Source organism: [Clostridium] innocuum, assembly GCA_012317185.1.
Classification (GTDB): domain Bacteria; phylum Bacillota_I; class Bacilli_A; order Erysipelotrichales; family Erysipelotrichaceae; genus Clostridium_AQ; species Clostridium_AQ innocuum.
Genome location: CP048838.1, coordinates 2335526 through 2349307, shown reverse-complemented (window position 1 = coordinate 2349307; position 13782 = coordinate 2335526). Strand labels below are relative to the sequence as shown.

Below are 13782 nucleotides of genomic sequence, written 5' to 3'. Positions count from 1 at the left end.
TTCCGATTCCTGTGATATAACGATTAGGTGAATGCTTTTTGGGAGGCGGGGAAATGGTTTATTATTTGCAAAGAATTGATGAGAGAAGCTGCTTAATGGTGCAGGAGAATCAGCAGCAGGCACGACTGCAGGAGCCTGTACTTGTCATATTACAAAGACTGTGTATGCGTCATGGCTCCACCTTTGAGGGGAGAAGAGCAGCAGCTGCACGCAATCTGGATATTCATCAGAAGGTGCCGATTCTGTTATCAGAGATTTACCGGGATGTATTATTTCCGACAAAAGCAATGCGCAATCCCGATTGTATCTGGATCAATTACCGTGCAGTAGATGAGGTGCACCGTCTGGAAAAGGGCTGTGTGGTACAGTTTCATGATGAAAGTAAATTGTCTTTATCAGTCGATATCCGCTGTATTCGCAGAAGCATGCGTCTGTGTGAACGCTATTTGTCTTTTCTGAATTCCTGAGGTATATATATGGTATAATGATATCCGCAAGGAGAGATTATAAGATTATAAAAACATAGAAAATGTGTTTGTGAGAAAGGTGTCTTATTATGAACAAATCAAATACCGCAAATTATAAACCAAAAGATTTTGCAGAATTATTAGGTGTTTCTGTTAAAACATTACAACGCTGGGATAGGGAGGGGATATGAAAGGCAAATCGCACTCCAACAAATCGTAGGTATTACACTCATGACCAATATTTACAATTTAAAGAAATACATACATACAATGATATAAGAGATATTGTTATATATGCGAGAGTGTCTACAGGAAACCAGAAAGACGATTTAAAAAACCAGATTGATTTTTTAAGGCAGTTTTGCAACGCAAAAGGAAGTATAAGAAGTTATGGAGAATAAAATTTCCAGTAAAGACAGATTTATACGCTTTGGCTATGATTGGTTTGAAAAGCTCTGCCAAAAATTCAATACTAGAATCATTGTTGTAAATAATGAATCTCTTTCGCCAAACGAAGAATTGGTGCAGGATATCATATTTATCTTACATGTGTTCAGTTGTAGATTGTATGGATTAAGGTAATACAAGAAACAGATAAAGGAAAACAAGGAAATTGCTAAAGAGTTACAAAACGGAAATCAACCCAACTCTGGAACAAATACAGAAAATCAATAAAACGATTGGTACTTGCCGCTTTGTATATAACTTTAATCTGGCCCGTAATAAAGAAGTTTATGAAAAAGAGAAGAAATTCATATCCGGCATGGACTTCTCAAAATGGTTAAACAACATCTATTTAAAAGAAAATCCTGAGTATGTATGGATAAAAGAAGTCAGTTCAAAATCTGTAAAGCAAAGTATTATGAACTTCGAAAGGGAATTCAGGAGATTCTACAAAGGACAATCCGGGTTTCCCAAATTCAAGAAAAAAGGCAAATCGGATGGTAAGATGTAGTTTGTGAAAACAGATTCTAAAGTAACCATACCATGCGAAAGACATCGTATGAAAATACCGACGCTTGGATGGGTAAGATGAAAAGAAAAGGGATATATCCCTACGGACTCTAGTATTTACATTATCAAGAGCGGCGCTGTTTCATGTAAGGCTGGACGATAGTATGTGTCAGTTTTCGTTGAACAACCGGAACAGGTATGTCCACAGTTAAAAGATATCGGATTAGGAATTGACCTTGGTGTCAAGGACTTTGCTGTTATCAGCAATGGTATTGTAAAGAAGAACATCAATAAAACTGCAAAATTAAAGAAGGTAGAGAAACAGTTAAAACGAGGACAGCGTTGCCTTTCGAGGAAATACGAAAGCTTAAAGAAGCGCAATAAAAATGAAGGAGGAAAAGCTACTCGATAAAATATCCGAGAGCAAGTAGTAAAGGTACAAGGATTTCATCATAGGATAGAGAATATCCGTACGGATTATATAAATAAAAGTGTTAATGAGATGGTGAAGACCAAGCCGTCTTATATCACTATTGAAGATTTGAACATATCTGGCATGATGAAGAACAGGCATCTTTCCAAAGCAGTTGCTTCGCAGAAGTTCTATGAATTTAGAGCGAAACTGGGAGCAAAATGCAGAGAATAAGGGATTGAATTAAGAATTGTAGATAGATGGTATGCATCCAGTAAGCTTTGTCATGAATGTGGTTGTATCAAGAAGGACTTAAAACTTTCTGACAGAGAATACGTGTGTGAATGTGGCTGTCATGCAAACAGAGATTATCATGCAAGTCTTAATTTAAGAGATGCTATATCCTACAAAGTAGCATAACCAGGGACTTGTAGGCATGTACCGATGGCTTTCGTCGGGAATTTACGACTGTGGAGTATACAAGAACTTGTGAGTAGTATCTGGATGTATCCAGTACAAAAGCATATACGGTGAAGCAGTAAGAAAGGTTCACAAGAACTTTCAACATCTCGGTATGGATATATTTGTCCATGTTTTGAGTAGCAGAGATCATTATGGAACTATATGTGTTGATATTTTTAATTCTGTGTGTTGTACTGCTGTTTATCTTTCTGTTTCTGCAGCAGCGGCCGGCAAAATCAGCAGACAGTGAACGAGTGCTGCGGGAGCTGAACGCACAGCGAGAGGATATGGCAGCCATGCAGCAGCAATTCAACAATCAGCTGATGATGCTGCAGACGCAGATTTCCCAGCTGATGAAAACCGATTTGCAGTCTCTGCATGAAAACGTCGAACAGCGGATGAGCCATCTGGAGCTTACGCTGAATGAGAATCTGCACCATGGCTATCAGACGACAACACAGGTTTTCGGCAAGGTGCTGCAGCAGATGGGAAGGCTGGATGAAAGTCAGCAGAGCATCAGGGAGGTCTCTGCATCCATCCTGCAGCTGCAGAATGTGTTAAATGATAAAAAGACCAGAGGCATCTTTGGTGAAATAGAATTGTACAGTCTTTTGGAAACGGCGATGGGGACGGATGAGCATCGTTATCAGAAGCAGTATAAGCTGAGCAACGGAACGATTGCGGATGCTGTTCTGTTCGCCAGTGAACCGCTGCGTATGATTTGTATTGATTCCAAATTTCCGCTGGAAAATTATAACCGTCTGATGTCAGCGGATACGGCGCAGGAAAAGGCCAGAGCACATGCTCAGTTTGTACAGGATGTGAAAAGGCATATCCGCGCCATCGCTTCCAAGTATATACTGCCGCAGGAAACAGCGGAATTTGCCTGCATGTTTCTGCCTGCCGAAGCAGTGTTTTCCTATATTTATGCGAGCTGTGATGAGGTCGTGCGTTACTCTTATGAAGAAAAGGTGTATATGGTCTCACCGACGACACTGATGGCATATCTGACCGCAATACGTGCAATCTATCTGGGCGTACAGCGCAATGAGCATGTGGAACAGATTCAGCAGGAGCTGAAGCATCTGCAGGTCGAGTTTGAGCGGTTTCATAAGCGTTATCAGACAGTCGGCAGTGATTTTGAGCGAACCTATCAGGATATGCGGCAGCTGCAGATTACAGCTGGAAAGATTGTGAAGCGCTTTGAAGAGATTCAGGAGGTGCAGCTGGATAAAAAGAAGGATAGCGCAGCATAATCCGCGTTCTCAAAACGGTATGAAAAAAGAATGACAGATCGATTCTGTAAAGAAATAGCTTAACAGGAAATCTGGAATCGCAAGAGGGCACGGCAGTGACACCTTTTGGTAGTATCGTTGATGTAAACTATATATTGACAAATGTTGAATTCCACTATATGCTAAATCTGAAGAGTTAGAATACAGGAATAACGATATACATATATGAATCAATCATAGCCTGTTTCTTTCGCAATTACAGAGAAATTCAACAATTGATTGGAAATAGGAGACACTTTATGGAACTACAGGAAGCGATTATCGCAAGATACAGCTGCCGCAGCTTTACAGAGCGTGCGATTGATTCAGCGCTGCTGAAAACATGTGTGGAAACCGCGGGGCTGGCACCATCCGCATGCAACTCGCAGCCTTGGAAATTTCACATCATCCAAGACCCGGCCATGGTAGCCCTGACACAGCCCTTTACAAAGCATGCAGCTTTTATCGTTGTTGAAGAACAAAAGCCGGTGGTTTCTGAGCGAATCGTGAATCGCATGAAGAATCAGGAATTTCATCAGGTGGATATCGGTATTGCGTGTGCATATCTGTGCCTGCAGGCTGCTGAGCTTGGTTTGGATACATGCATGATTGGATATTTTCACGAAAAGAAAATCAAAGAGCTGCTGCAGATACCGGATAAAAAAAGAATACGGCTCGTTATTGCTGTGGGCTACGGCAGTCAACAGAGACGAAAGACTGACAGAAAGACATTGCAGGATAGTCTGACAATACATGAATCGCTATAGGAGATCGCGTCTTTTTATTCAATCGCTGTGAGTCTGAAAGGGAGGATGAGGATGGATATACTTGCTTACTGCGCTGTTATCGGTGCCTTGTTTCTGCTTGCTTCCATTGTTGATTTACTGAGAAGCTGTCTGAAGGAATTGCGGCAGATTCGGGACATGCTGCGCACCAGTCAGCTTGTGGAGTTGCAGAAGGTCATGAAGGAGGCAGGGGTGGAAACGGAAGAAGCGGCAGAATGAGATGCTCTGCCGCTTTTCTTATACTATTTTTCAATCGAGATATGCTTGGTAACGATCCATCGGTCAATCTGATACAGATAGGCAAGCAGCTGTGGTCCGCTCATAAGTTGACCGTACCATGGCAGCTGAAAGCTTTCCCCCTTTGTATCAATCAGCTCTTTTAATTTTACATCATCAAACAACTCATGCAGCGGGCTTGTCGGATCCTCATAACGCTCCTGCAGACGTTTGCTGACCAGCTCGGCGTATCGGGGATTGTGTGTCTTTGGAAACGGGTTCTTTTTCCGATGGGCAACACTTTCAGGCAGCTCATGTTCAAATGCCTTTCGCAGAATGCCTTTTTCCTCCTGCTTCAGAAACTTCATCTCCCATGGGATGTTATATACGTATTCCAGCAGCTTCACATTGGCAAACGGGGCACGGATATTCAAATGCGCTGCATCTCCCATGCATACCTGACGGGTAACCAGCGTCTGCATAAACCAGTGCAGACACAGCACGGTGTGAATACGCGCACGGCGGTCCTCCTCACTGTCGGTATCCAGATATTCAATATCCTGTATGCTTTCCGCATAACGCTTTGCGATATAGTCCTCATACGGAAGACGCTGCAAATCCGGATGAAGCAAAGAGATTCTCTCTTTTGTGGAGCGCAGCCATGGAAAGGTATCCAAATCCTTTAACTCGTCCCGGTAAAACCACGGATAGCCGCCAAAAATCTCGTCCGAGCACTCTCCGCTTAAAATGATCTGTTCCTTTTCAGCAACCTTACGGCACAGCCACAGCAAGCTGGAATCCACATCTGCCATACCCGGTGCCTCTCTTGCCAGCATAGCATCCTCCAGCAGATCACAGAGCTCTTGCTGTGACAGCATAAGCGGTGTATGCTCACATTGACAGAACTCACACATATCCTGAATGAAGGAAGCATCCAGAGAAACCTGATACATATTCCCCTTGAAATTTTCTTTATTCCCTTCATAATCCAGAGAATAGGTACGCCATTGCGGATTCTTTTTTGCGGCAACGCTCGTTATCAGGCTGGAATCCAGTCCGCCTGAGAGAAAGCTTGCCTGTGCACCAGACGCCTGTGCGTGGATAGAGGCACTCATCAACTCGTGTACCTTCGTGATGGTCTCCTGTAAGGTATCCGTATGCGGATGTGCGGAAAGCTTATAATATGTTTTTATCTCCAGCTTACCGGCGGATATACGAAGCAGGGAGCCCATCGGCAATGCATGGACATCCTTATACAGCGTCTGATTTTCACTGATGCTGGGGCCAAAGGCAAACAGCTCCAAAAGTCCCTCGCGATTCAGAACGGCCGGTGTATCCGAAGCATCCAGCAGAGGCTGAATCCGGCAGCTGATCCAAATGCAGTTGTCCTTGATCAGATAATAGATTGGGCGAAGCCCGAGCGGATCCTTGGCACAGAAGAGGGAATCACCTTTCCGTATAATAAAGGAATAAGCACCCTCCATATGCTCCATCGCTTTTTCGCCCCAGAGCAGATAGGCATACAAGACGGCTTCCTCCATACTGGAGGGATTAGGAAAACCAGCCTGTCGCAATTCCTCGTGTAATTTTTCAAGCTGATACAGCTCCCCATCACACATAACAGAAAATTCCATTGCTTCATGCTGTACAGCTTTGAAGCCCTCGGTATATATCTTGACATCCCTGCGGGTATCGCAGTGCTTTTTGACTGCCTCATTTAGGGCAGCTACGGCTAAAAATTGTTTCATAACAACTCTCCTTCCATATGCATTGTATGAATTTTCACAGCACAATAGTATCAGTTCAGCTAAAAAACAGCTGTAAGTGCTTGCTGGAAATCGTGTAAGACCTGATACGGCTGAATGAAAATTTACATAGAAAAAAGTAAACAGGTATCATCCGTAAAACGGTTGCATGTAGAAAAAAAGATAGTATAATTATGCATGACCAGAGGAAAAAGGGAGTAGAAGAATGAGATTAAAACCAAGTGTCAGAGATCTGATTACGGTAGGCTGTGTGATTATCGGATCACTTCTCTGCGCCATCAATATCAATACCTTTATCAATGCCGGGGGCTTGTTTCCGGGCGGCTTTACCGGACTGACGGTATTCATTCAGCGATGCGCGGAAAAATATATGAACCTGCAGGTTCCGTATTCTGCCGTCAACTTTGCATTGAATGCCATACCGGCCTACATCGGCTACAAAACAGTAGGAAAGAAATTCACACTGTATTCCTGTGTGATGATTGTTTTAACCGGTGTGTTTGTTGAAATCCTGCCGGTTACCAATATCACGGAGGATATTCTGCTGATTACCATATTCGGTGGAATTTTACAGGGTGTCGCCTTGGGCATCGCCTTACGCGGGAATGCCAGCAGCGGCGGAACGGATTTCATCGCCATGTGGATTTCACAAAGGACCAATCAGCCAGCCTGGAATTATATCCTGGCTATGAATGCCGTAATGCTTGTGGCTGCCGGATATCTGTTCGGATGGAATGCTGCGCTGTATTCCATAATCTTTCAGTTCTGCTCCACACAGGTTATCAATTTTGTGCATACCCGTTACAAGCGGATGACGCTGTTCATCGTCACCAGCAATCCGGATATCGTGATTGAGGAAATTCAGAATTCCACACATCACGGCGTAACGCGGCTGGAGGGGATCGGTACCTATTACGGGCGGCCGAGAACCATGCTGTACACAGTTGTGGATTCTCAGAATGTCAAGGGGCTTGTCACCCGAATCCGTGAAATTGATCAGACCAGCTTTGTCAATGTGACAAAGACGGAAAGTGTTGAGGGGAAATTCTATCAGCGGCCGATTGAATAAAATCAGTTGATTTGCTTACTAAAACACCTGAGAGGGTGTTTTCTTTTGCTCTTCATAGCCTGTTCACAGAGTTATCACATGCCGCCTGTATACTGTAACCGTGAAAGGAGAATACTCATGTACATTTTAAAGAATGCATTGCGGAATATAACCAGAGCAAAGGGCAGAAATATACTGATCGGCTGTATCGCCTTTGTGATAGGTCTGTCAGCCTGCCTTGCATTGTCGATTCGCGAGGCTGCGGACAGGGAGCGTGAAAGCGGCTTATCCGATTTGAACATCACCGCAACCATCCGTGTGGACCGCCAGTCCATGATGGAGGATATGCGTAAGAATGCAGAGGAAACAGAGCAGCCGGATAGCGGCAGTATGAAGGATTGGATGTCTTCGATGAAAGAGCTGTCTTTGGAGGAATTAAAAACCTATGCACAGGCAAAATCCGTCCATGATTTCTATTATACGGAAAGTGTTTCCCTGAACGCATCTTCGATAGAAGCGGTTTCCACTTCCTCTGATACTACTGATACAGCCACGGCAGACACATCCCAGGAACGTGGATTTCCCCAACAGGGGAAGGGCATTGGCGGTATGCAAAATCAGGGAGATTTCACCATAACCGGCTATAGCAGCTATGCGGCGATGACGGCCTTTGCGGATGGCAGTGCCCAGCTGAGTGAGGGAGTCCGTTTTACGGAAGGTGATGATGCGCTTACGTGTATCATCCATCAGGAGCTTGCCACACTGAATAACCTGTCCATCGGGGATACGATTACCTTTACCAATCCCGCTGCTGAGAAGGAAACGTACAAGGTCAGGGTTGTCGGTATCTATACCTCTACAAAAACCGCTGATTCCTTTATGGGGATGAATATGATGGATCCTGCCAATCAGATTTATATGTCCTATGAGGCTCTGCATGCGATGGTTGAAAAGAGTACCGCTGATACGGATACTGCCCTGCATGCCCAGACCCGTGGCACGTATGTGTTTGAAAATGTTGAGGCATATGATAAATTTGAAGCACAGGCCCGAAAGCTTGGGCTGAGTGATATGTATACCGTTTCCTCTGAGGATGTGGCTGCTTATGAACAAAGCCTTGCCCCGCTGGAAAATCTGAGTACGTATGCCGGATATTTTCTGGCGGTTGTATTGCTGGTCGGCGGTGTGATTCTAGTGGTGCTCAATATCTATCACATCCGGGAACGGAAATATGAAATCGGGGTGTTGGCGGCCATCGGTATGAACAAGCGCAGGATTGCTTTGCAGTTCATCTGTGAAATCTTCATAGTAACACTTATGGCGATTATGCTGGGCTGTGGAATCGGTGCTGCCGCAAGTGTACCGCTGACCAACACACTGCTGCAGACACAGACTGTACAGACATCTGCCACGCAGGAAACCGATTTTCCAAAGGAAGGCGGTCCGCAGATAGAGTTTGGCGGCAGGAGCAAGGGAATGGAGAAAGAAACTGTATCCTATATACAGGAAATCAGCAGTGCCGCCAATGGAAAGGTCCTGCTGGAGCTGGGCGGTATTGCCATATTGCTGACGCTATTATCCGCCGCCCTGGCGGTACTGCGTATTCTGCGTTATGAACCGCTGAATATATTATCGAACAGAGAATAGGAGGAAGCAACATGCAGCTGGAATTACAGAATGTCGGCTACAGCTATAATGGTAAGGAATTGGTGCTGCGCCATGTGAATTACCGCTTTGAAGACGGCAGAATCTACGCGATTACCGGTCGCTCCGGAGCAGGTAAGACCACTTTGCTGTCTCTGCTTTCACAGCTGACAAAGCCAACGGAAGGAAAGATTCTGTACAATGGATTGGATGTCAGCGAGGTGGATCAGTATCTATACAGAAGTCAGTATGCAGGTGTGATTTTTCAAAGCTTTAATCTGCTGATGCATCTGACTGCCGTTGAAAATGTGATACTGTCCATGGACATCGCCGGAGTAAAAAAAGAAAACAACCGTGCATATGCAATGGAACTGCTGGAAAAGGTGGGGCTCAGTAAGGAAGAATCCCAACGCCGTATTTTAAAGCTTTCCGGTGGGCAGCAGCAGCGTGTAGCCATCGCCCGTGCAGTATCGTATGATCCCGCAATTCTTCTGGCGGATGAGCCTACCGGTAATCTGGATGAGGATACGCAGGATGAAATCATGGAAATCTTTAAAGGTCTTGCGTATGAGGAACAGAAATGTATCATCCTTGTCACACATTCACCCGTGGTTGCATCCCTTGCAGATGAAGTTTATGCATTAACCGATACAAAAAAAATCAAAAACAGACAAAAAGGTGTATAATACGCCTTTTTCTTTGAAAAAATTTACTTTTCTTCTTCTATATACTGTATAATATAAGATATATGGACATCGAGGTGAGATTATGAAGCAAAAGGGAATACTGGCATGCATTGTTGTAATGTTTCTGTTTCTGCTATCGGCAGTACCATCAGTGCAGGCAGAGGAAAACAAGCGTGTCATACGAGTAGGCTTTCCTACGCAGCCAGGCCTGACAGTAAAAAATGATGATGGCACCTATACAGGCTACACCTATGATTATCTGAAGGAAATCTCACAATACACAGGATGGACGTATGAGTTCGTTGAAATAGAAGGGGATCTGAATGAGCAGCTGACGACCATGCTGGATATGCTGAAAAAAGGGGATTTGGATTTACTTGGAGCCATGAGCTACAATGAGGGACTCTCCAAGATATACGATTATCCGACAGAGAATTATGGAAATGCATACAGTGTTATCGCAGTGCTTTCAAACGATGAGCGCTTTGATGAGTATAATCTGACAGAAAGTAAAGACTTTCGCATTGCGCTGGATAAGGATGCGGAAAATCGTAATATAGCATTTGAGCAGTTTGCGGAATTGAATGGTATGAAATACAAGACGGTATGGTGTGAAAATGCGAAGGAACAGCAAAAGGCCGTTGAGTCTGGAAAAGCCGATGCTCTTATAACCGTCGATCTTTCCATTGATGATAATTTTCGTTCCATTGCAAAATTTTCTCCAACACCATTTTATTTTGCGACCACAAAAGGCAACAGCGCATTGATCTCCGAACTGAATCGGGCCATTGTCAGCATAAGTGAAGTCAATCCAACGCTGCAGTCTACGCTGTACAATAAATATTTCACGAAATCAAGCAACCAGCTGCTCTTAAACAGCAGGGAAAAAGCCTATATCAACGAGCATCCTGCGTTGAAGGTGCTGGTACAGGACGGGTTCGGACCGCTGCAATATTATAACGGCAATCGGGAAATACAAGGTGTGGCAAATGATCTTTTGAAAAGCATCAGCAAAAAGGCGGGCTGGAGGCTGGAATATATATATACCGACAGCTATGATGATTTTGCAAAGAAAATTGCAGATAAAGAAGCAGATATCGTATTGAACATACAGTATGATTACGATCTGATGAGTCACAGTACCCTGCTGCTGAGCACACCATATCTGGAAACGGAGCGGGTGCTTGTCGCAGGGAATGATGTCGATGTAACGACATTGAAAGAGAAAAAGGCCGCAATCTACAAGGGGAATGTGACAGAAAAGTATGAGAATACAAAAAATGCAGTCTATTATGATTCCATCGAGGAAGCACTGCGTGCAGTCGATGAGGGCATATGTGATTACACGTATACGGACAGCTATGCTGCATCCTTCTATCAGTACCGGGATGATTTCACGCATTACATTATTTATCCTCAGGCGAATTCCTCCTCGATGAAATACAGCATGGGTATTATCAACAGCAGTGAGAACACACTTGCGACAATTTTGAATAAGGGTATCCGTACCATTGATACCAGTGAGCTGGAAAGCTATATTTATGAAAATGCACAGCAGCAAAAGCCGTTTACCTTCATGACATATATTCAGGAAAATCCGCTGAAATTCATGATGCTGATCGTGGCAGCTGCCTCGGTTCTGTTGATGCTTGGATATGTGTACTATCGTAATCAAATGAAAATGAAAAAGCAGATCGAGCTGGAAAACACACGTTACCGCTATCTCTCGGAAATTATGAAGGAAGTAATTTTTGAGTATGATTACAGGAGTGATATGCTGCGTCTTACCAGTGAGGCTGTGGAGATTTTCAAGGTACCTGAAGTGATTGAGCATTTTTCTTCCTATCAATCCGAGATTCTGGTTGTGGATGGTAAGGGAAACAATCCGCTTTATGAACAGCTGATGAAGAAGGTGGATACGGATGCGGACGTAAATCTGATTTTTCACGGGTCTTCCTTATGGTATCATATATATATCAAGGTGATTTATGATGGGGCACAGGCTGTTTCCGCAATCGGACGTGTGCAGAACATCCATGCTGAAAAGATGGAAAAGGAACAGCTGCGTAAAATAAGCATGCTGGATTCTCTGACGGATATTCTGAATGCAGCATCTGTGAAGAAGCAGATTCAGGAGGTACTGAATGCAAAGAGTACACCGCATGCGCTGTACATTATGGACTTGGATGATTTCAAGGAGGTAAATGATGTACACGGCCATTATATAGGGGATCAGGTGCTGATTCAGACAGCAACCGCCTTGCAGGAGGTCTTCCGTGATTCCGCAATTGTAGGACGGCTTGGCGGAGATGAGTTTGTCGTCTTTATGAAGCATATCAGTGGCAGAGAACAGGTGAAGGAGAAGTGTCAGCTTCTGACAGAGAATCTGCGTTATAAAAGAGAAACCACCAAACTGCCGATTCCCACCATCAGCATCGGGGTATCGCTGAGTCGCACCGGTGATGATTTTGTCAGTCTGTATCAGCGTGCGGATATCGCGTTATATGATGTTAAACATCAGGGCAAGGATAATTATGTCATTGATAAAGAATAAAACAGCAGGCAGAATCATTATGGTGGTTCTGCTTTCTCTTCCGCTGCAGGGGTGCAGGAAGGGACAGGATGAAGTGAAAATACCCTGGAAGACGGAGCAGCTGGCAGAGCAGATCGATCAGACTCGAAAAACGGAAGCCTACAAACTGCCGGCAATGCCTAAAGAGAAATCCAGCCTGCAGAAGTACTGGAAGGCACTGGACTATGCTTTGGAAAATCAGCATGCCTCCTCACCCTCCCGCACACTGACGAAGAAAGAGGCGCGCGAGGATACAACGGCATTGTTTGCAATGCTGAAGGAACTGTATGGCTGCTATGCCTATTTTAATCAGAGTGATGCGTTTGCGCAGGCAGAGGAGGCAATCCTGCAGGACATCGAGCGAATTCGGGAGCTGGATTATACGGGCTATCGTTCCTGTATTCGAACACATCTGCGCTTTCTTGAGGATCAGCACTTTCTGATTGACCAGACGCCGCTGAAACGTCCCATGGTAACCTTTACGATGCAGGATACGTTTGAAAAGAGAAAAGACGGATTTTATTTCAAAGATAAAAGGGTAACGGCAATAGATGAAGAAACAAAGCTGGAGACTGTTCTGAAGGAGGATGCTCTGCATGCGGGACGCTATGTATATTATCAAAAAATAAACGAGCAGAAAACAGAAGTTACCCTGCATTTTGCCAAGGAAACGGCACAGCGGCAGAAGGTACTGCCTCTTGCAGCACATCCTTCGGATAAAGCCATTCTTGAAAAGGAGATTCAGGGTGTTCCCTATGTTCATACGGCACGGATGTTTTATGCAAAACGTGAACAGGAGAAGGCGGATGCATTTTTAAAAACGGCAGAGAAGTTCAAAGACAGCAAAGCAGCGATTCTGGATTTGCGGGGAAACAGCGGTGGTGATCTGCTGGTGGCAGAAAGCTGGTATCGCAGCTTCTCGGGGACTGCAAAGGGCGGTCATATGCAGACACTGTTGAAGCTTCCTCTGGAAAACCCCTTGCTGGAGGAGAAATTTCATGCAGAAGACTTCGCACAGTCCTTATCGGATTTGCGAAAGAAAGAAGCCTGGAAGCAGCTGGATGAGCTGCATGCTGTGGTGGAGCGCAGAAGCGAGAAACAAATAAAGAATGATACACTGCTGTTCGTCTTACAGGATGATCAGACCGCATCCGCAGCAGAGCATTTGATCGATCGGCTGCACAGCCTTGATCATGTTGTGTTCATCGGTACACCGACGGCAGGCATGCTGCGTGGTTCTTCCTTTCTGACAGTGTATCTGAAGCATTCCAGTCTGGAGGTCAGCTTTGGCAATATGCTGACGCAGTTTTCGGACTCCTATGCTAAAGAATATTACGGTATAGAGCCGGATATCTGGACAAACGATGCCTCCGCTCTTGTAGAGCAGCTGCTGACACAATAGGTCTGCAATCTTATGGAAAAATGATATTGCAATGAAAAGAAGCCTGCGCGTATCCGTGGTTCTTCCTCAATTGCGGGTGAAAAAAATAGGGAGA

Annotated in this window: 10 protein-coding genes and 2 pseudogenes; 11 read left to right on the top strand and 1 reads right to left on the bottom strand. The window is 44.6% G+C overall.

Annotated elements, in window-relative coordinates:
• Positions 1–53: 53 nt before the first annotated feature.
• The 6 genes and pseudogenes from G4D54_11340 (at position 54) to G4D54_11315 (ending at position 4573) form a co-directional block, all read left to right on the top strand.
• Positions 54–467, top strand: coding sequence for a competence protein ComK (locus G4D54_11340; protein ID QJA02998.1), 414 nt, complete (start codon positions 54–56; stop codon positions 465–467).
• A gap of 89 nt (positions 468–556) precedes the next feature.
• Positions 557–1049, top strand: a pseudogene (locus tag G4D54_11335) (recombinase family protein).
• Between the two features lie 31 nt (positions 1050–1080).
• A pseudogene (tnpB, locus tag G4D54_11330) lies at positions 1081–2253 on the top strand (IS200/IS605 family element transposase accessory protein TnpB).
• Positions 2254–2447: 194 nt separating this feature from the next.
• Complete coding sequence (gene rmuC / locus G4D54_11325; GenBank protein QJA02997.1) at positions 2448–3551, top strand: DNA recombination protein RmuC; 1104 nt, start codon at positions 2448–2450, stop codon at positions 3549–3551.
• A gap of 278 nt (positions 3552–3829) precedes the next feature.
• Positions 3830–4336, top strand: a complete 507-nt coding sequence (locus G4D54_11320; GenBank protein ID QJA02996.1) for a nitroreductase — start codon at positions 3830–3832, stop codon at positions 4334–4336.
• A gap of 51 nt (positions 4337–4387) precedes the next feature.
• The gene (locus G4D54_11315; protein QJA02995.1) at positions 4388–4573 is read left to right on the top strand and encodes a hypothetical protein; all 186 of its coding nucleotides are present in this window, start codon (positions 4388–4390) and stop codon (positions 4571–4573) included.
• Between the two features lie 23 nt (positions 4574–4596).
• Here G4D54_11315 and G4D54_11310 read toward each other — a convergent pair whose 3' ends face one another.
• Positions 4597–6318 (bottom strand): asparagine synthase, encoded by a 1722-nt coding sequence (locus tag G4D54_11310; GenBank protein QJA02994.1) that lies wholly within the window; start codon positions 6316–6318, stop codon positions 4597–4599.
• Positions 6319–6541: 223 nt separating this feature from the next.
• On the opposite strand from G4D54_11310, the gene G4D54_11305 reads away from it, so the two are divergent.
• The 5 genes from G4D54_11305 to G4D54_11285 all read left to right on the top strand — a co-directional run bounded on the left by G4D54_11305 (position 6542) and on the right by G4D54_11285 (position 13688).
• The gene (locus tag G4D54_11305) at positions 6542–7405 is read left to right on the top strand and encodes a YitT family protein (protein QJA02993.1); all 864 of its coding nucleotides are present in this window, start codon (positions 6542–6544) and stop codon (positions 7403–7405) included.
• A gap of 117 nt (positions 7406–7522) precedes the next feature.
• Positions 7523–9031, top strand: coding sequence for an ABC transporter permease (locus G4D54_11300; GenBank protein QJA02992.1), 1509 nt, complete (start codon positions 7523–7525; stop codon positions 9029–9031).
• Positions 9032–9042: 11 nt separating this feature from the next.
• A complete protein-coding gene (locus tag G4D54_11295; protein QJA02991.1) occupies positions 9043–9714 on the top strand; it encodes an ABC transporter ATP-binding protein in 672 nt (223 codons plus the stop codon).
• Positions 9715–9796: 82 nt separating this feature from the next.
• Positions 9797–12268, top strand: a complete 2472-nt coding sequence (locus tag G4D54_11290) for a transporter substrate-binding domain-containing protein (protein ID QJA02990.1) — start codon at positions 9797–9799, stop codon at positions 12266–12268.
• A gap of 19 nt (positions 12269–12287) precedes the next feature.
• A complete protein-coding gene (locus G4D54_11285; protein QJA05190.1) occupies positions 12288–13688 on the top strand; it encodes a peptidase S41 in 1401 nt (466 codons plus the stop codon).
• Positions 13689–13782: the final 94 nt, after the last annotated feature.

Coding starts and splice junctions, on each gene's coding strand:
- G4D54_11340 (QJA02998.1), top strand. CDS start 54: ATGGTTTATTATTTGCAAAGAATTGATGAGAGAAGCTGCTTAATGGTG.
- rmuC (QJA02997.1), top strand. CDS start 2,448: ATGGAACTATATGTGTTGATATTTTTAATTCTGTGTGTTGTACTGCTG.
- G4D54_11320 (QJA02996.1), top strand. CDS start 3,830: ATGGAACTACAGGAAGCGATTATCGCAAGATACAGCTGCCGCAGCTTT.
- G4D54_11315 (QJA02995.1), top strand. CDS start 4,388: ATGGATATACTTGCTTACTGCGCTGTTATCGGTGCCTTGTTTCTGCTT.
- G4D54_11310 (QJA02994.1), bottom strand. CDS start 6,318: ATGAAACAATTTTTAGCCGTAGCTGCCCTAAATGAGGCAGTCAAAAAG.
- G4D54_11305 (QJA02993.1), top strand. CDS start 6,542: ATGAGATTAAAACCAAGTGTCAGAGATCTGATTACGGTAGGCTGTGTG.
- G4D54_11300 (QJA02992.1), top strand. CDS start 7,523: ATGTACATTTTAAAGAATGCATTGCGGAATATAACCAGAGCAAAGGGC.
- G4D54_11295 (QJA02991.1), top strand. CDS start 9,043: ATGCAGCTGGAATTACAGAATGTCGGCTACAGCTATAATGGTAAGGAA.
- G4D54_11290 (QJA02990.1), top strand. CDS start 9,797: ATGAAGCAAAAGGGAATACTGGCATGCATTGTTGTAATGTTTCTGTTT.
- G4D54_11285 (QJA05190.1), top strand. CDS start 12,288: ATGGTGGTTCTGCTTTCTCTTCCGCTGCAGGGGTGCAGGAAGGGACAG.